The 16493-nt window shown below is 62.1% G+C and carries 13 protein-coding genes and 2 pseudogenes; 8 read left to right on the plus strand and 7 right to left on the minus strand.

Annotated elements, in window-relative coordinates:
- The first annotated feature begins 32 nt into the window (after positions 1 to 32).
- Genes LK459_RS09970 through LK459_RS09985 form a run of 4 tightly spaced genes read left to right on the plus strand, consistent with a single transcriptional unit; the run spans position 33 to position 5284 of the window.
- Positions 33 to 1001, plus strand: coding sequence for an ATP-binding protein (locus LK459_RS09970; RefSeq protein ID WP_227923070.1), 969 nt, complete (start codon positions 33 to 35; stop codon positions 999 to 1001).
- Positions 998 to 3229, plus strand: coding sequence for a TniQ family protein (locus LK459_RS09975; protein WP_227923072.1), 2232 nt, complete (start codon positions 998 to 1000; stop codon positions 3227 to 3229). Before LK459_RS09970 ends, LK459_RS09975 begins: the two co-directional genes overlap by 4 nt.
- Positions 3226 to 4338 carry a site-specific integrase gene (locus LK459_RS09980; protein WP_227923073.1) on the plus strand — a complete coding sequence of 371 codons (1113 nt, stop codon included), beginning with the start codon at positions 3226 to 3228 and terminating at the stop codon, positions 4336 to 4338. Before LK459_RS09975 ends, LK459_RS09980 begins: the two co-directional genes overlap by 4 nt.
- On the plus strand, positions 4322 to 5284 hold the full coding sequence (locus LK459_RS09985; RefSeq protein WP_227923075.1) for a hypothetical protein: 963 nt from the start codon (positions 4322 to 4324) through the stop codon (positions 5282 to 5284). The genes LK459_RS09980 and LK459_RS09985 overlap by 17 nt, the downstream gene beginning before the upstream one ends.
- Positions 5285 to 5949: 665 nt before the next feature.
- Here the strand turns inward: LK459_RS09985 and LK459_RS09990 are convergent.
- The 5 genes and pseudogenes from LK459_RS09990 to LK459_RS10010 form a co-directional block, all read right to left on the minus strand.
- Entirely contained in the window at positions 5950 to 6210 is a 261-nt protein-coding gene (locus tag LK459_RS09990; RefSeq protein WP_227923666.1) for a helix-turn-helix domain-containing protein, read from the minus strand.
- 202 nt (positions 6211 to 6412) lie between these two features.
- Positions 6413 to 8299, minus strand: coding sequence for a pentapeptide repeat-containing protein (locus LK459_RS09995; RefSeq protein WP_227923077.1), 1887 nt, complete (start codon positions 8297 to 8299; stop codon positions 6413 to 6415).
- 535 nt (positions 8300 to 8834) lie between these two features.
- Positions 8835 to 9035 (minus strand): helix-turn-helix domain-containing protein, encoded by a 201-nt coding sequence (locus tag LK459_RS10000; RefSeq protein ID WP_227923079.1) that lies wholly within the window; start codon positions 9033 to 9035, stop codon positions 8835 to 8837.
- Between the two features lie 117 nt (positions 9036 to 9152).
- Positions 9153 to 9347, minus strand: a pseudogene (locus LK459_RS10005) (IS3 family transposase); the annotation flags it as partial.
- Positions 9274 to 10197 carry a hypothetical protein gene (locus LK459_RS10010; RefSeq protein ID WP_227923080.1) on the minus strand — a complete coding sequence of 308 codons (924 nt, stop codon included), beginning with the start codon at positions 10195 to 10197 and terminating at the stop codon, positions 9274 to 9276. The gene LK459_RS10010 and the pseudogene LK459_RS10005, both read right to left, overlap by 74 nt.
- A 340-nt stretch (positions 10198 to 10537) precedes the next feature.
- Between LK459_RS10010 and LK459_RS10015 the strand changes: the two genes are divergently transcribed.
- Positions 10538 to 10981, plus strand: a complete 444-nt coding sequence (locus LK459_RS10015) for a hypothetical protein (RefSeq protein WP_227923082.1) — start codon at positions 10538 to 10540, stop codon at positions 10979 to 10981.
- 9 nt (positions 10982 to 10990) lie between these two features.
- Here the strand turns inward: LK459_RS10015 and LK459_RS23275 are convergent.
- Positions 10991 to 11288, minus strand: a pseudogene (locus tag LK459_RS23275) (IS3-like element ISMyma8 family transposase); the annotation flags it as partial.
- A 124-nt stretch (positions 11289 to 11412) separates the two neighbouring features.
- Between LK459_RS23275 and LK459_RS10025 the strand changes: the two are divergent.
- Positions 11413 to 12795, plus strand: coding sequence for an IS1380 family transposase (locus tag LK459_RS10025; RefSeq protein ID WP_064868524.1), 1383 nt, complete (start codon positions 11413 to 11415; stop codon positions 12793 to 12795).
- Between the two features lie 442 nt (positions 12796 to 13237).
- On the opposite strand, the gene LK459_RS10030 is transcribed toward LK459_RS10025, so the two are convergent.
- On the minus strand, positions 13238 to 13801 hold the full coding sequence (locus LK459_RS10030; RefSeq protein WP_039855792.1) for a helix-turn-helix domain-containing protein: 564 nt from the start codon (positions 13799 to 13801) through the stop codon (positions 13238 to 13240).
- 165 nt (positions 13802 to 13966) lie between these two features.
- Here LK459_RS10030 and LK459_RS10035 point away from each other — a divergent pair, with 165 nt between their 5' ends.
- The gene (locus tag LK459_RS10035; protein WP_227923083.1) at positions 13967 to 15376 is read left to right on the plus strand and encodes a uracil-xanthine permease family protein; all 1410 of its coding nucleotides are present in this window, start codon (positions 13967 to 13969) and stop codon (positions 15374 to 15376) included.
- Positions 15363 to 16430, plus strand: a complete 1068-nt coding sequence (locus tag LK459_RS10040) for an isopenicillin N synthase family dioxygenase (protein ID WP_005206415.1) — start codon at positions 15363 to 15365, stop codon at positions 16428 to 16430. The genes LK459_RS10035 and LK459_RS10040 overlap by 14 nt, the downstream gene beginning before the upstream one ends.
- Positions 16431 to 16493 lie beyond the last annotated feature (63 nt).

Here is a 16493-nt window from a genome sequence, read left to right on the forward strand (position 1 = left end):
CTGAGCGCCGCGCCATGCCGCAGAGACTGAGCATGAGTGACCTCGCTCGACTCTCGGAAAGGGAACGGGACGACTACAACAACCGACGCGGCGATCATCACGCCAACTTCGGCGTGATCCGCACCCCGCAGCTCGTCCGCGCCCACGACCTGATGAATATGGTGTTCGACACCGGCCTGCGCGTAGACTCCGACCGCGCTAAACCGTCGGTGGTGCTCGACGCGCAGCCCGGAGTCGGCAAAACAACGGCCGTGAACGAGTACCTGCGCGATTTCGAACGCGCCCGGATACGGCGGCTCGGTGATCGAACAGATGCCGGACACCATCGTGTGCCGGTATGCCGGATCGGCATGACGGCGAAATCAGGGCTGCGGCCTCTCGTGGCGAGTCTTTTGCGATTCTATGGTGGTCCCAAATCCGATAGCGACTCCTACGTGCGCAGTGAACTCTACGAGATGCTCATGGACTATGTGCAGCGCACCGAGACCGAGATCATCGCGGTCGACGACATTCATTTCCTCGACCCAGCCTCGAAAGACGGCCAAACGGTTTCCAACTTTGTGAAGGGGTGGTCGAACGATCTCGGTGTCGCGCTGATCATGACCGGTGTCGACCTGGCCAGCCGTGGCCTCTACACCGACGGTAAGGCGCTCATGCACACCGCCCAGAATGGCCGGCGTTGGACGCCCGTGGAAATGCCGAGCTATATCAACAAGGGAAAACAAGCAAAGCGAGAATGGAAGGACCTGCTTGCTGCTTATGAGTCGACACTTGTTCTTGCCCAGCATGAGCCGACCGACCTGATTTCGCAGTCAAAGCTGATTCACGACCGTACTCAGGGATATTTGGTGTCGGTCAATCATCTGATCACCCGGGCGGCCTCACACGCCATCCGTAGCGGTAGCGAGCGGATCACCAGCTCGATCCTCGAAATGGTGCCGTTGGACTTTGCCGCCGAACAATACTGGGAGAATCGTGTGGAACGGAATCTTGCGGCATGACCGATCCGCATAGTGTGCGAGCATTACCGTTTGTGTTCGAGCTGGTGACGGGACAAACGATCGAATCGGCGTTGGAGTCACTCGCATTGGACTATCGCGTCAGTGTGAATACGATGCTGCGCCGCCTCGACGCGAAGGCCCCGCGCACTGTCCACGCACTGTTCGACGCCGATCGTGCAGTGATCGAGCATCTCGCGGCAGCCACCGGATACGATATCGATGCGCTTCACTCTGCGACACCCGCGTACTACCGGAAGATAGAAGCCGCGGCGTTATGCGCGTCGCCCTCCCCGGCGCGAACGTCCGACACGCGGCTCCAACTCGTCCGGCGTAGCGGTACACGGTGGTGCTCCGCATGCCTGACAAAGCATCCCTGCGTCACACCGCTGTCCTGGCACCTGCACTGGAGCTTCGCGTGCACGGTTCATCGCACGGTGTTGCTCGACAGATGCCCGCAATGCGGTCACATACCCCGCTCAGGAGAGAACCGACGGAACCCTCGCGTGCGACCATGGCAATGCCAGCATGCGCAGCGCCCATCGGCCGCCGGGCCACGCACGATCTGCGGGCACGATCTTCGGTCCGCGGATGCGGTGAGCCTTCCCGCCGGGCGCCCGATGCTGACCGCGCAGTCGTGGCTTGACCGCCTGATCGGATCGCCATCGACACCATCACCAGACGTCGTATCACTCTGCGGAATCAGCGTCCCGCGTCACGAAGTATTGATCGGTCTGACGCAACTGTTTCGTCGCCTCGTTATACTGCATATCGATACCACCATCGCGATGGTGCACAACCTCGGTACACCCCGCCGCGTCAGCTGCGGAATCGACCGCCCATCACAACCGATGCCCTCCCAATCGATCCTCGCCGCCACCACCAGTGACGCCGCATTGTTCGGCGAGATCGCAACAATGGCGGTGGATTGTCTGGCCGCACCGACGTTGTCGGCGGCAGCCCACAACATCGAACGCTACACAGACCTCGGCCAGCACAACGGCGCACCGCCAACAGGGCCTGCCGACGAGCTCTACGAGTGGCGCCACGACACACCACGCGTACAGACCCGCGCGTCCAGTGGACTGATCGAAGCGATCGACCTGTCCGGCCGGGACGACTACACACCGACCGACCAACTCACCTTCCGCGTCTACAACCCGGTACCGCGGCGACCGCGCCCAGCCGGAGCCACCGGCACGAAATGGCCCCACACCGACCAGCAGCCACCCACCCCGAGACACATCCCGCAGCGCCTGTGGACCAACGTGTACGCCCAACTGCCACAACACAATCAACAAGACACCGGTGCGCTACCAATCGTGGCAGCCATGATGCTCGCCCGACTGGGCACCTACACCCGGTGGAATCCGCTCGCACTGCAGTTCGCGCTCCCGGCCAGCTTCTCGCGCACACCGCAGTCAGTGATGGCCTCACTATCCGCACACGACATGTTCGCCGAAACAGTGATGGTCCTCGACGCGCTGACCGAATGCCTCATGACCGAACCACCACCTATCGACTATGCGCGTCGCCGGTGGACGTTCCGCAACGTGATCGATCCAGGCCGCGGGTGGCGGCAAGCATGCCGAGACGCACACATCATCGCCACCGACCGCCGCCGACTGTTCCTTGGCCACGCACTCTACGAACTCCTGACCGGATCCGACGCACGCTTCCGCCTCGACCACGCCCTTCCAGCCGGAGAGCAGCGGAGTGCATACAAACAATTCTGCGCGCTCGAAGCACCGAAACTTGAGGCGTTCCTACGGCGCAAAGCCGAACGACTTCTCCTCTTTCACCGCATCGACGAACCCGTCTACTGGCAGCCAGAATTCGACTACGACGATGGCTGGACCTCACCGCCACCATCACTCGATCGCCAACTGCCCGGGTGGAACTCGCCAAGCCGCCGCGACACCCTGCGCCGCTCCAGCCGAGATCACACCACCCATCACCTGCTGCACACGTTCGCGACAACAGCCGATGCCGACCGCGTCATCGCCGACCTCATCTCGTACGCACGGACCAACAACATTGCCCTCGGACCGACCCTCGATATCGCGATCGAGGGCCTCTACCGAGTCGACAACGACCGCTGGGTACTCGACGACCTCGGTCTCGAGCTGCTCACACATCTACAGCACGCCTTCGGTGCCGATGTGGACCTCACCAAGTGGGATCCTCCTCAGACGCTTGTGACAGACGAGATCGGAAAGCAGAGCGCATGACGACCGATTCACTGTTCGCGACGATCGACCCCATGGCAGTACTCGCCGACTGCGCAAGCGCCGAGACACGCCGGTCCTACACGGCCAAGTGGACAGTGTTCGCGCAATGGTGTGCAGCCGAAGGCGTCAATTCGCTACCGGCGACCACGCAAACCGTCACCCGATTCCTTTGGCACCTCGCCGGAGTCGGCGGCATCGACGCGATACCCACCCGTTCCCGCTCGAGTGTGAACGTATACTACTCGGCGATTGTGTATGTCCATCGCAACGTCGAGGCCGTAGCCACCGATTCCGCGACAGCCGGCGTTGCGAAGCCTCTGTGGGATGACACCGCCATGCGTGGTGCGCTCACTGAACTCAGAGCGCTCTATCCCACAGAGCCACAACCGAAACGCCCGCATCGGCCGTTACGCAGAATTTTCCTCACGCAGATGATCACGGTAGCCAGAGGCAGCGCAACCACCTGGCAGGACCGCCTCGAGGAACGACGAGACAGCGCGCTGCTGCTACTGCCCTCGATGACTGGTCTCGGCGGGCGTGAAGTAGTCCAGCTACGCGTCGGCGACGTCTACCGCCGCTCTGACCACTGGTGGGTGCGCGTCAAAGACCTGCGCCACAACACGCAGCTGGAACCTCTCAGCGTCTGTGACTCCGACGAGTTTGTTCTGTGCGCGCCATGCGCGTGGATCCGCTGGCTGGAAGTGCTCGACGTTCACGCCGACCTCGGCCGCGCGGGCGTCATCAAACTCCTGGCCCGACCCGACAGACACCGCTACCACGTGTGCAAGAAGAGAGCGACACACCTCAAACTTCAACGCAATTGGCAGGCATTCCCCCCAGGCCGGCGAGCACGATTCGGGCCTGGACACGTGACTGACGATGTCGTTACCGGGATCGTTAGGCGTCGCCTCACCGCGGCGTACCCGAACATCAGCCACCGGGGGTACCGATCACGCAGCCTTACCGACGGATACCTCCTCGAAGAGGTCGAAGCCGGTAGCGACATCCGCACGGTCGCCACACAACTGGGACTGGCATCGATCAGCGTCGATCACCTCAATAGACTCACTAACTCCCACCTGGAGGACAGCCATGTTCATCCACATTGACGACGACCCAGTACACACCGTTGAAGGTCCAGCCCGCATGTGCACCATCGGTGATGACCGCACCAGAACCATTCTGGCGACGTGGATCGTGATGGGATCACGCACAATCGTTGCGCCACAACACATCGACGACAGTTCACAACCTTCCGCGAAACCAATCACCGTGCCCGCCCGCTACACCAACGAGTGGCGCTACTTCGTCGACTGGGCGAGAGCATTCGACCACCCCTATCTACCCACGTCTCCGCACGTGGTTGCCGAGTTCCTCACCTTCGAGAATCCGTCGCTGTACACGCGACGAGCAGCCATCTCGGCGATCAACGCAGTCCACCGTGACAACGGGTTCGATCCACCAGCCCGCAGCACCCGCATCCGCGCAATGATGTCAACACGAACCGTCGACGCTGACAGCATCACAACCATCATCGCGAACCTCCCCACGGATGGGCATCTTCTAAATCAGAATCGTCGCGACGCCCTACTGCTCTGGCTCAACAAAATCCTACGCATACCGTCAAAGGACCTCGCATACCTCAGAACCGACGACATCCAGATCGATGACCAAGGTGCCATCTACATCCTTCCGCACGACCTGACCGTGCCAGCAGACACCACCGACCCGAATGGCCTATACCAAGTCCTTGCCCGGTGGATGCAGGTTTACCTTCGTCAAAACTCGGACAAGGAGAGAAAAGTCGCCGACAACACCATTTCGTGCGTTCCTACCCCCCGCGACCTTGAACGCCTGCTCACCGAAAAATCACTCCCATTGATTCCCCAAATCAACAAGGCGGACCGCATCACACACAACGACGAACCCGACGCGCAAGGATTGTCAATCTCGGCAGTACACGCTGCGATCATGCGAGCCACCGCACGCGCCCAAAACCCTTCAGGCCCGCCGCCGGACGCTCAGAAGAAAACCGACGACCAGAACGATATCTAACTCGTTAGAGCGACTCGTAGTTCACCGCAACACGGAAACTTCGAGACATCAGAAAAGTGCAGCGCGCGCCGCGAAGTTCAAAGACCGCCGTCATCGTGATAAGGAGTGACAACTGGTCATGGAAGATCCACAAACTATTGGGAACGATAGTTCGTCCGGCAACCATCCTCGGATTAGAATCGATCGCTAACGAGCGCCCTAAAGAACCCGACAAAAGAGGGGTTTCATGACTGAGGTCCTGTCACTCCTCAGCCTCGGACGCACGACTCGTCCCGCACATATTGATCTGCATGCCGACACGGGGATGATATGGCAACACACCCCGAGGGCGGAACACTGTCCCTCGCTACTGGGAGCATAGTGTACCGTGATTACGGCAAAGTCGAAATTGAGAGCTGGATACCTCGAGAGTAACTCGACGGCTTCGGCCGACGGGGGAGGCCAAAATATTGGTCATCTCTTAACTACTTTTGGGTAATCAAATAGAGCTGCTTACGGCCCACGCAACGCACTGTGCGCTCGAGGCCTCGCCGTTGCGTGAAACTGCGCCAGTAGATCTCGCCTGTGCCCTGCACTTCGGCCGGCAGGTATGTAACGATCCGATTTCGCAAAAGGTCCCTGCGCGGCTTGGAAGACTCTAGGTGGCGAGCGAGCCGCTCCATTGTCTAAGACGCGGTAGGCGAGCATGAGTCGGCGTCGACCACGACTTGGAGGTGGACACCCACCCGATCGGCCAAAGCGAGCAGGGTATCGAGACTGAACTCGGAGATGTGCCCATCCAAGAGTTCCGAGACACGCGGTTGCGTGATACCGAGGTTGGCGGCAACAGTACTCGGGGACCAACCCAGAACACTGATCCGTTCACGTACAGCACGCATGAGGGCAGCGCGCACGCGCATATTTTCAGCCTCGGCCGCAGTGTTCATGATGGAGTGCCAAATACTCACCGAGCCCCCTTAGCGGTCGGACGCCTGCGACGCAGGGGATTTGTCGTCAGCACGAGCACGGACAGTGCTTATCGTTGCACACGAAGCGTCCGATAGTCGACGCCGACTGATGTACGGGCAGCGTTCGAGTGAAGTTGCGCGCCCTTTCACTTGCAGCGCACAGCTGGTACACCGTTCTGGGTTATCGTTTGGTGCGGTTGCGGATGGCCAGCACCGCCAGCGCGAGGAGGGCGGGCCCGAGGATGCGGACGGCGAGGTCGACGGCGACGCCCGCCCCGACGAGGGTGACGCCGATGGTGCCTGCTGGCCGGAACAGGGCAACGGTTTCCTGGGCGGCGAACGCCCACGGCCATACCCGGCTGTCGGGGTCGAGCACAGGTGTCGTACCCGCCGGTGATGGCCGGACCCACGCACTGTTGGTGAAACACCAGCCAGCGACCGCGATCACCACGAGCAGTGTGGCCAACGCCCGCCACGCGCGCAGCCCGTATCCGGAGACCAGCCAGTAAGCGGTGAGCAGCCACCGCTCCACCGACCACGAGGGCGCGGCCAGACGCCGCATGTCCATTTCGCCGTAGTAGAAGTCGGCGGCGCCGGGCTCGTCCTTGCTGTCCTCGAGCGCTTTACGCAGCGCCCGATAGGCGGCTGACACATCCCGCAGCGACAGCGGTTCCACCAACCCGGGGGCGTCGGTGGCGGGTTGGTCGGTGGCGGGAGCGTCGGTGGCGGGTTGGTCGGTGGCGGGAGCGTCGGTGGCGGGTTGGTCGGTGGCGGGGGCGTCGGTGGCGGGTTGGTCGGTGGCGGGGGCGTCGGTAGCGGGGTCGTCGGTAGCGGGTTGTGTGGATGCTGGTGTGCGGGCGTCGAGTTCGTCGCGGATCACCCGCCGATCCGTGCGCCACCATCGGCGGCCACGGGCTGACCCGCGTCGTGTGTGGTCGCGGTTGCTGGCCAGCACATCGGTGCCGGTGATCACCAACTCATCGAGTCCGTTCACGGCGGCGAAGGTGCACTCACGCAGGTCCAGTCCGGACAGTGTCACGCCAGCCACATGCGCCCGACGCAGCGAGCTGATCGACGCGCGCCGGTCCGGGGTGAGGGTGGCGGTGAGTGTGCGGTCCAGGCGCTGCAACGCAGCAAGAAGTGTGGCCCCCACCTCCTCGGGCGCTCCCCGGGGACGTGCTGTGGTGCCGTCAGCGTGGCCGGTGGCCGGGATAGGAACCCACCTGCCACCGCCGGGCACGATGACCGGTACGGCTTCGATCAACGACCCCTCCGCCAGGTCAGCGTCAGTGAGTTCCACTGCGGCGCCGGCAACGACCAGGTGCAGCCGTTCCACCGCCCGCAGTCCCTTCGCTGACACCGCGCCAGCTGTCACGTCTAGACGGACGGTGGACCCGAACGCCGCACGATCAAGCACGAACCGCTCAGCGGCCAAGCCTGTCGTCGACACCCGAGACGTCGACCACCACGTACCACTCCAATCCAGTTGTCCGAACGTCGCCCCGTTGAAGCGGGCGGGTCCGCTGAACGTCACCTCGTCAAAGCTGGCGTCCCCCTCGATCGTCACCTTGTTGAAGCTGGCGTCCCCCTCGATCGTCGCCCCGTCAAAGCTGGCGGGTCCGGTGAACGTCGCCCCGTCGAAGCGGGCGGGTCCGCTAAACGTCACCTCGTTGAAGCTGGCGTCCCCCTCGATCGTCGCCCCGTCAAAGCTGGCGGGTCCGGTGAACGTCGCCCCGTCAAAGCTGGCGTCCCCGGCGAACGTCGCCCCCTCGAACCTGGTTTCTTCGGCGAAGACGCACTTCGGCATGCTGAGGATGATGCTCTGGTCGGACAGGTCGAGGTGCCCGTCGATGCGGGCGCACGTCAGGTGCACGGGGAGATTCCGGTCGCAGACGAGGTGGCGTAGGAATGCGGCGTGTACGGTGCGGCCGTCACCCCAGCCGACGGCTTCCTCGCCGGTCGGTGACCACCGAGCATCGTCTTGTTCACGGGTGCTGCGCAGATCGCAATGCTTACGATTTTGGGCGGTGGCGAGTAGGGCGCGTTCGGCGCTGGTAGTGGGGTCCACAGGCGAGCTCACTCCTCGCGGTCTAGGGAGCAGACCCGGCGGGGCGGGGCGGGCGGCGTGCTAACGCTACCGCACTGCGGCACAGCAGGACACGCATGAACTAGTCAGAAGGGTGGCGGGTCGTCGGCGGGTGCGCCGGTGCTGGCCCACCGGCCCGTGGTGACGGTGTCCGGCCGGTTGCCGGCGGGGGTGGGTGGGGTGAACGCGGCGAGGGTGTCCGCGGCGACACGGCGGGTGCGGCTGTCGAGGTGGCCGGTGTGGGCGGCGCTGACCGCGTCGCCGGCAGCGGGCCGTGCCGGTAGCGCGGTTGCCTGGCCGCCGGTGTCGCCGGCCAGGCAGGCAGTGCAGGAATCGGGCGCGCAGCGCGGTGATCCAGGAGGTGTTGGCGGCCAACCAGTCCCGCGGGTCGGTGCGCTTTGGAGGGAGGCGGGCCTAAAGGGTTCGCACAGACGCATCCTCCGACCCCAGTTCCCGATACAGTCCCGCAGTTGCATAGGCGAGTACGACAGCCGCAACCAGGCCTGCGATGCGGACCTCATCCAGCTTTTACCGCCGCCACATGGTAGGTCCCGATCGTCGTACGGCGCATGGATGTCGTGCCCGGTTTCCGGCCCTCGTCGATATCGGCGCGACGTAACCACTTCTGCAGGGTCATCTCATGGATCCCGAAGTCCTTCGAGATCTGCGCGAGCGTCACCCCCGACTCTCGCTCGCGGGCAGCCAGACTGAACGTCACTGGCGCACCCAGAACCGCCAGTAGCAGTTCGTCACCGCGACCGAGCATAGTGCCGGGGTTTGAAAATGGGCGTCGTCAAAATCGTAGGCGAGTATGACCATCGTTGGCCGGGGCATCGACGATCCGGCCGGAGCAGGCGTCTGTGATCGCGCAGAGGTAGAGCTTGCCCTCGTCGGTCGAATTCTCGGTGATATCGCTGAGCCACAACTGGTTCGTGGATTCGGCGGTGAAGTCGCGTTCAACGAGGCCGTCGTGCACCGGCGAGCCGGCTTTCTTCCCCTTCCGGCCGCGTTTCTTTCCGAACCTTGACCACCAGCTGTTCGCGGAACAGTTTCGCCACGCCGTCCGCGTAACTCGATGGCTGGAAGCTAACGCGTGAACTCGTCAATAACGTTGAGCAGCATGAATTGTCGTCCGTCGGCGAGGGTGTCGAATTGGAGATCCTTGGTGATCGCCGCCCTGGATGGCGAGTGCCACTGACAGCACGGCCGACGGCGGTGATAGCGGTCGACGACACGTCAGCATTCGTGACATCCGGGGTAACCGACTGCGCAACCACGCGGGCTGCGGCAAGCCGATAGGACTTGGCGTTCACCGCCAACCCTTTCAGATCGACCGACGCCTTGTTGTCACCCTCAGTGACGGTCGCATGCGAACACTGCGCGATCCATTCATCCACTGCGCGAACAACATCGAGCGAGTTCTTCGCCAACATCACAGTCGCGCGAGCCTGTAGTGACAGACTGACGAACTCGGTCCCAGCCCATGGCTCGCCCTGCACCCCCAGAAGCTGCACCGCACGCTGCGACTCTCCGCCGGGCACGCATTCGGCAGGCTGTGCCGTCACGCCGGCTGCTTTCGTGGCCGGCGCGGGTTGAGCGTCGAGCGCTTTCTGCGTCCAGCCCGTCCATCGTGGGGCGGGCAGGTCCGTATTGGTGACCAGCACCGGTCGCAGTACCTGAGTTGACGTCTCATCATCGCTGTCGGGCAGCAACACCACGACGGCCACCGCGACCACGACCACCACCGCGATCGCAGCAGCAACCAGGCCACCGCGCACCCGCCAGGACGAGTACTTCACCGCATCCCAGCCATCGCGTGCCCTGTCCGCAATCGCACTGCCCGCATCACCCACACGACCCGGCACGTCACGTGCTCCCATATCGCGATCTCCTCGCCTGTGTCCTTCGATTGCGGACACGTTCGCATACGCGTTTCAGCGGGTACCCCCGGTGAACTGGGTGCGGCAGGGCACCCCTGGTGCGGGCGTGCCGACGAGGGCGGCGTCCGATTTATCTCATCAGTGCTGAGCGATCGTGCTAGCGTGAGGTCACCACACCATTCATCCGGAGGGTCACAGGCCCTCGCTTGACCCGTCGAGGCGAATGCCTCCGGGTGAAGCTGCGCACAGATAAAGCTGCGTGCGGAGTTCTCATCTTGGGTCAGGCACCCCAATCCAATCGACCAGACAGCTTCATTCGAAGCTGTGCGTCAGGAGTGTCATGAGCGACCAGTTCCCACACCGCAAGCAGGTCCAAGTCGGTGACCAGCTCATCTTCATGGATGTCTACCGGCACTCAATCCTCTGCTACAGCACACGGCCCGAGGCGTTCCGTCAGGGGCTTGACGGCCGATACGTTGGAATCATCACCTGGCCCGATGGGCAGGAATATCACATCGGCAATATCGAGATTATGAACGCGAGCTACCGAGGTATCGGGCTCGGGCTCGAGATGCTCAAGGCCGCTGTCGACGCTGGTGCCACCCCCGACATGCTCGACCGCGGGGCTCTGACATGCTCTGGCGCCTACCTCATCAATCGCTTCATCAGTGAGTGCTCTCTGGGCCTGGACCCGGTGCTTCCGACCCCTAGAAATGAGCACTGGGAGTGCCGCCGTGGCAGTGGGTGCGCCTTCAGCAAAGTGAAAGGCCACCCGGAACACTGACGCGATCGTCGCCGAGAGCGCGTTCGGTCGGATCGGCATCATCGCTCCGACGGCGACCCCGATGCCGGTCAACCGCTTCTTCCTGCGGCGCTGGGGAACTCGCAATCCTTCCATACGCCACAACCGTCGGATACGTTTGTCGTTGACCGACCAGCCGGAGTCGCGAGCCATCTTCGCCGCACGCCCCCACCCCCCATCGGGACGATCGGTGGAAAACGTGCGCAGCCAGGCCCGTAGCCGGGTGCCCTCGTGGCAGCGTCAGGCGCATGGTCGAGCGGTGCGGCCCGGCCACCGAACACGCCCGACGCTAAGCCTCGATCCACCGATTCGTATTCGTTTGGGCGGTGAGGGATAGACGAAATGCCCTGTCTGAGTGACAGAATGGGAATTGTCTAGGTTTCCATCCGTGCACGCAGAAGGGCATCTCGTAGATGCGATTGTCTCACAGTCATCCGGTCCGGTCTGCATCCTGTGATGATCCGAATCTCCTCGGCGCGGCGGGGTTGGTGCCGGTGATGACGTTGGCCGAGCAAGCGGGCCTGTCGGGGTTGGCTCTCGAGCATCTGACGGTGCCGACCGACAAGGGCGCCAATCCGGATCGGAAGGTGTTCTCGCTGGTCGCGGGCATGGTGGCCGGTGCCGACAGCATCGATGACATGGCCGTACTGCGGCACGGTGCGATGGGGAAGGTGTTCGACCATCCGTATGCCCCGTCGACGTTGGGGTCGTTTCTGCGCGAGTTCCGGTTCGGGCATGTCCGGCAATTGGATGCGATCGCCGCCCGCACGCTCGCTGGCCTGCACACCCACACCCCGGTACTGGCCGGGATCGACGGGCCGGTGATGGTCGACATCGACGACTCGATCATCGAGGTCCACGGCCCGGCCAAACAGGGCGCTGGGTTCGGCTACACCCGGGTACGGGGGCTCAACTCGGCGATCACCACCATCAGCACCGCCCACGGTGCACCGGTGATCGCTGCTCAACGACTACGCAAAGGAGCATGCAATTCCGCCCGCGGAGCCCATCGGTTGATCGCCGACACACTGGCTAGCGTGCGGCGTCTGCGGTCGACTGACGCGTCGGGGCCGGTGCTGGTGCGGGCGGATTCAGCGTTCTACGGTCACCGCGCCGTCAGTGCTGCGATCGGTGCCGGCGCCCAGGTATCGGTCACCGTGCGCCAAGACTTGCGGATACGTGCGGCGATCAGCGAGATCGCAGCCGATGCGTGGACAAAGATCGAGTACACCGACGCGATTCTCGACGCGGACACCGGACTGTGGATCTCACGTGCCGAGGTCGCCGAGATAGCGTTCACCGCGTTCACCTCCAAAGCCAAAGCGCTGCAGGTTCCCGGGCGGCTGGTGGTGCGCCGTATCCCCGACTTCCGACCCGAGGGCGACGGCCTGTTCGATGTGTGGCGATTCCACGCCTTCTTCACCACCAGCGACCTCGACACCGTCACCGCCGACAAGACCCACCGCGCCCACGCGGTCATCGAACAAGTTCACGCCGATCTCAAAGCCTCCGCGCTCGCGCATCTGCCGTCGGGAAAGTTCTGCGCGAACGCCGCCTGGCTGGTGTGTGCGGTCATCGCGTTCAACCTGACTCGTGCTGCCGCCAGCCTCAGCGGCGGGCGTCTGGCCAAAGCCACCACATCCACGGTCCGCCGCACCCTGATCTGCATTCCGGCGCGTATCGCGTCCTCAGCCCGGCGCATCACCATGCACCTACCCGCCCGATGGCCGTGGGAAACCGAATGGAACCTGTTGTTCGACAACACTATTCACCGAAGACCGCCAACCTGGCCCTAACCACCCCGGCCCAACAGCCTCGATCCCGAAACCCGGTGAAACAAGCCGACATCAGAGATCGGCAACTGACTCATGCCCGCCACCCAGGCCGAACGTGCTCAACACTTTTCACCACACCGCAAAAGCCGATCGGTGGATCGAGGCTTAGCCGGCAGTCCAGCGTTCGACGGCCAGGCCGTCCGCCGGGTATACGGCGCAAACCGATAGCACGGGCACCTCGCGACTTGGGCCTATCTCCCGGAGTGGATTTCGCGTTGGACAGGACAATTCGGGTCCGTCGAACAACGGCGTTGACATAGCACCTCGACGCGCACGAAGACCAGTCAGAACTCTCTGCCGGAGGCGCGTTCGCCCAACGGCAGGCGCTCTGAGGCCCTTCTCGGGTAGCGCGGATCGCGTCCCCCTGATTGCTGTCAGCTTGTAGTGCGGACCGCCGCGCATTTCAGAAGGATGGTGGCGTGCCGACGAAGAGGAAGACGGCGGTCTCATCGGTGTCGTTGAACCATTGATGCTGCACGCTCGCCGAGTAGTAGACGGTGTCGCCGGAGCGAAGCACGACACTCTGCCCACCAATGTTGAGGCGGACCTCGCCCATCACGACGTAAACGAATTCTTCCCCGGCGTGACTTGTTGCTGCCTCGGCGGAGCTATGCGGCTCGGCAGTCACTTCGTTGCAATCCATAAGTCGCGTTCCGCCCACGCAGAACCGGACCACGGCGTCGGGCCCGAGGTTGTAGCGTCGCGCTTCCCCGTTCCGGACCACTTTCACAGGTATGCGGTTGCTCTGTTCGAGCAGATCATGGGCTGTAGTTCCCAGTGTCTGAGCGATCCTGTGCAAGTTGATCACGCTTGGGGTTGTGTTGCCGTTCTCTACTTGGCTGAGGAACGGCTGCGAAAGATCAGTGCTGGTTGCAAGTGCCGACAGGGTCAATCCCGCGCTCTTGCGAGCGGCTCGAATCGATGAGCCCAGGGATCGCGCAAGTATTGCCTGATCGTCGTCATCCACACACGCAAGGTAGCAGTCTCCGAGCTGTCTGAACCACGGCAGATCGCGGACAGGTAACGCAACGGCAACCTCAGAAACACCAACGAAACTATACTGATAGAGAGAATGAAATATTCGTGTGGAGAATATTCCAGGTAAGCATCTGCCTCCCTATTGGAGTATCCCATGCCCGCTCTCACAGCGCCGCAGTCCCCGCCGGGCGCCAATCCTGTCGACCTCCGCCCACCAATCTCACAGCTCGTGATGTTCGGTATCCAGCACGTCCTGATCATGTACGCCGGATGCGTCAGCGTTCCGCTGATATTCGGCGCAGCAGTCGGACTCGACGCCACCGATATCGGGATCCTGATCTCAGCAGACTTGCTCGTCTCGGGAGCCATAACTGTCGTTCAGAGTCTCGGTATCGGCAGAGTCATCGGTGTCCGCTTGCCGGTCATCTGCGGAGGCACATTCACTGCGCTGACACCAATGATCCTCATCGCTCACGAGTACGGGATGCCAGCGGTCTACGGCTCCATGATCCTCGGCGGCATTATCGGAGTTCCGCTTGCCTGGGCTTTCGCCAGGCTTCTGCGATTCTTCCCCGCGTTAGTTACGGGTGCTGTACTCACCGTTGTCGGACTCTCGCTGATCGGCGTCGCCGGCAACCTCATTGTTGGAGACGACTCTAAAGCAGCGGACTACGCCTCACCTGGGAAAATCAGCCTCGCAGTTGTCGTCATCGTGATAGCCGTCGCGGTACTTTGCCTAGGCCGTGGTATGTGGCGCCAACTGGCCATACTGATTGCGCTCATTGCCGGTACTGCGATTGCTCTACCTCTTGGGCTCTACAACCTTGATGCTGTGCGCTCCAGCTCGTGGTTCGGAATTCCTCAACCATTCCATTTCGGGGCCCCCCAGTTTCCGCTCACTGCCGTGGTTTCAATGACCATCGTGATGGTTGTCGTATACGCTGAGTCAACCGCCAGCATTCTGGCCCTCAGTGAGATTACTGGAAAGTCGATCAGTCGTGGCGATCTCGCGCGTGGACTCACTGGTGATGCCGTCTCGGGCGTGATTGGCGGCATCTTCAATGCATTCACAGATACCGTTTACACCAACAATGTTGGTGCCGTGGCGACTACGCGGATGTTCAGCCGCTACGTCACTGCCTTCAGCGGGCTTATCCTCATCGCTCTCGGAATGGTGCCGAAGCTGGGAGCCTTCGTAGCAGGACTACCGGGTCCCGTCATTGGCGGGGTCGGATTGATCATGTTCGCCGTCGTGGCGATAGTGGGCATCAACACTCTCCGCCATATCGATCTGGGTGATCCTATCAATATGACTATAGCCTCGGTCACTGTCGGTGTCGGTATGTTGCCCACCTTCGTACCAGGAATATTCGGAAAGTTCCCGAACACAATTCAAATTGTTCTCGGCAGCGGCATCACCCTCGCTGCCATCACTGCATTCACACTGAACCTCATTCTCAACCACACAGCACTCGGCGACAGCGCACGCAGGGCAATGTCCAACATCAGCGCAGACGCACGCGCAACCACAACCGACGGAGAGAATCAACATGCTAACCCCTGACACCAACGATCATTTTGAAGTCCCGATCGTCGACATCACCGCCTACACCACAAACGGCACGCCTGAAGCCAAAGCTGAAGTGGCAAATCAGCTCGACCAAGCCTGCTCGACTGTAGGTTTCATCCAGGTTCTCGGACACGGAATCCCCAACGAAGCGATCGACGGGTTGCGGAATGCAGTAGACGCCTTCTTCGCCCTGCCGATCGATGAAAAACGAACCTACCGAGTCGATGGCAACAGGGGATACACGCCGCCTAAAAGTGAATCGCTGAGACTGAGCCTCGGCCTAGAATCAGCAACCCGAATGAACGACTTCTTCGAGGCCTTCAACGTCGGTGCCGAGGCCAGATCATTTCCGGAACTCAACCTGTCCGAAGACGATTACGGCATCAACGTTTGGCCGACCTTGAGTAGCTTCAGATCCAATGTAGAGGCGTACTACGCGCACGCATCCCGAGTCGCCCGCACCCTGACCACAGTCTTCGCCGATGCGCTTGGCTTGCCCAGCGACTACTTCGAGTTCCTCACCGACCATTCTGTCGACGTTCTCCGAATGAACAACTACGCACTGCCCGAAGGCACTGTCAACCTGGACGGTGACCTAACCGGCATGGGCGAACACACAGATTTTGGCCTCGTCACAGTCCTCTGGGCCGATCAAGTGCCCGGTTTGCAGGTACTTGACGGAACTGGAAACTGGCACGATGTTCAGCCCATGGATGACGCACTTCTGATCAACTTGGGCGACCTCACCGCACGCTTGACCAATGACCGCTGGATGTCGACGCTGCACCGCGTGAAGCCGCCGATCGTCGACGGAACGATCAAGCGTCGACGCTCGGTTGCGTTCTTCCACGACGGCAACATCGATGCCACCATTGTCACTCTGCCCAGTCATCTCGAAGCAGACAACGGGCTTGCCTACGAGCCGATCCTCGTGCGTGACCACATTAAAGCCAAACTTGCCGGTTCTCAGCAAGGAAAAGCCAACACCGCTGCAGTTCGCGAAGCATCGCGCGTCCTCGCCGCAGTAAGCAAGGCGGATCGCTCCTAAAAACCGCATTGATGCAGAAACGGCACTCACTCACCACACTCCTACTCTCCAAAAAATCGAGGA

The organism is Gordonia otitidis, from assembly GCF_020735545.1.
GTDB lineage: Bacteria > Actinomycetota > Actinomycetes > Mycobacteriales > Mycobacteriaceae > Gordonia > Gordonia otitidis.

Excerpts from the sequence above, each read along its gene's own strand:
- LK459_RS09970 (WP_227923070.1), top strand. The coding sequence starts at position 33 with ATGAGTGACCTCGCTCGACTCTCGGAAAGGGAACGGGACGACTACAAC.
- LK459_RS09975 (WP_227923072.1), top strand. The coding sequence starts at position 998 with ATGACCGATCCGCATAGTGTGCGAGCATTACCGTTTGTGTTCGAGCTG.
- LK459_RS09980 (WP_227923073.1), top strand. The coding sequence starts at position 3,226 with ATGACGACCGATTCACTGTTCGCGACGATCGACCCCATGGCAGTACTC.
- LK459_RS09985 (WP_227923075.1), top strand. The coding sequence starts at position 4,322 with ATGTTCATCCACATTGACGACGACCCAGTACACACCGTTGAAGGTCCA.
- LK459_RS09990 (WP_227923666.1), bottom strand. The coding sequence starts at position 6,210 with ATGAACACTGCGGCCGAGGCTGAAAATATGCGCGTGCGCGCTGCCCTC.
- LK459_RS10010 (WP_227923080.1), bottom strand. The coding sequence starts at position 10,197 with ATGGGAGCACGTGACGTGCCGGGTCGTGTGGGTGATGCGGGCAGTGCG.
- LK459_RS10015 (WP_227923082.1), top strand. The coding sequence starts at position 10,538 with ATGAGCGACCAGTTCCCACACCGCAAGCAGGTCCAAGTCGGTGACCAG.
- LK459_RS10025 (WP_064868524.1), top strand. The coding sequence starts at position 11,413 with ATGCGATTGTCTCACAGTCATCCGGTCCGGTCTGCATCCTGTGATGAT.
- LK459_RS10035 (WP_227923083.1), top strand. The coding sequence starts at position 13,967 with ATGCCCGCTCTCACAGCGCCGCAGTCCCCGCCGGGCGCCAATCCTGTC.
- LK459_RS10040 (WP_005206415.1), top strand. The coding sequence starts at position 15,363 with ATGCTAACCCCTGACACCAACGATCATTTTGAAGTCCCGATCGTCGAC.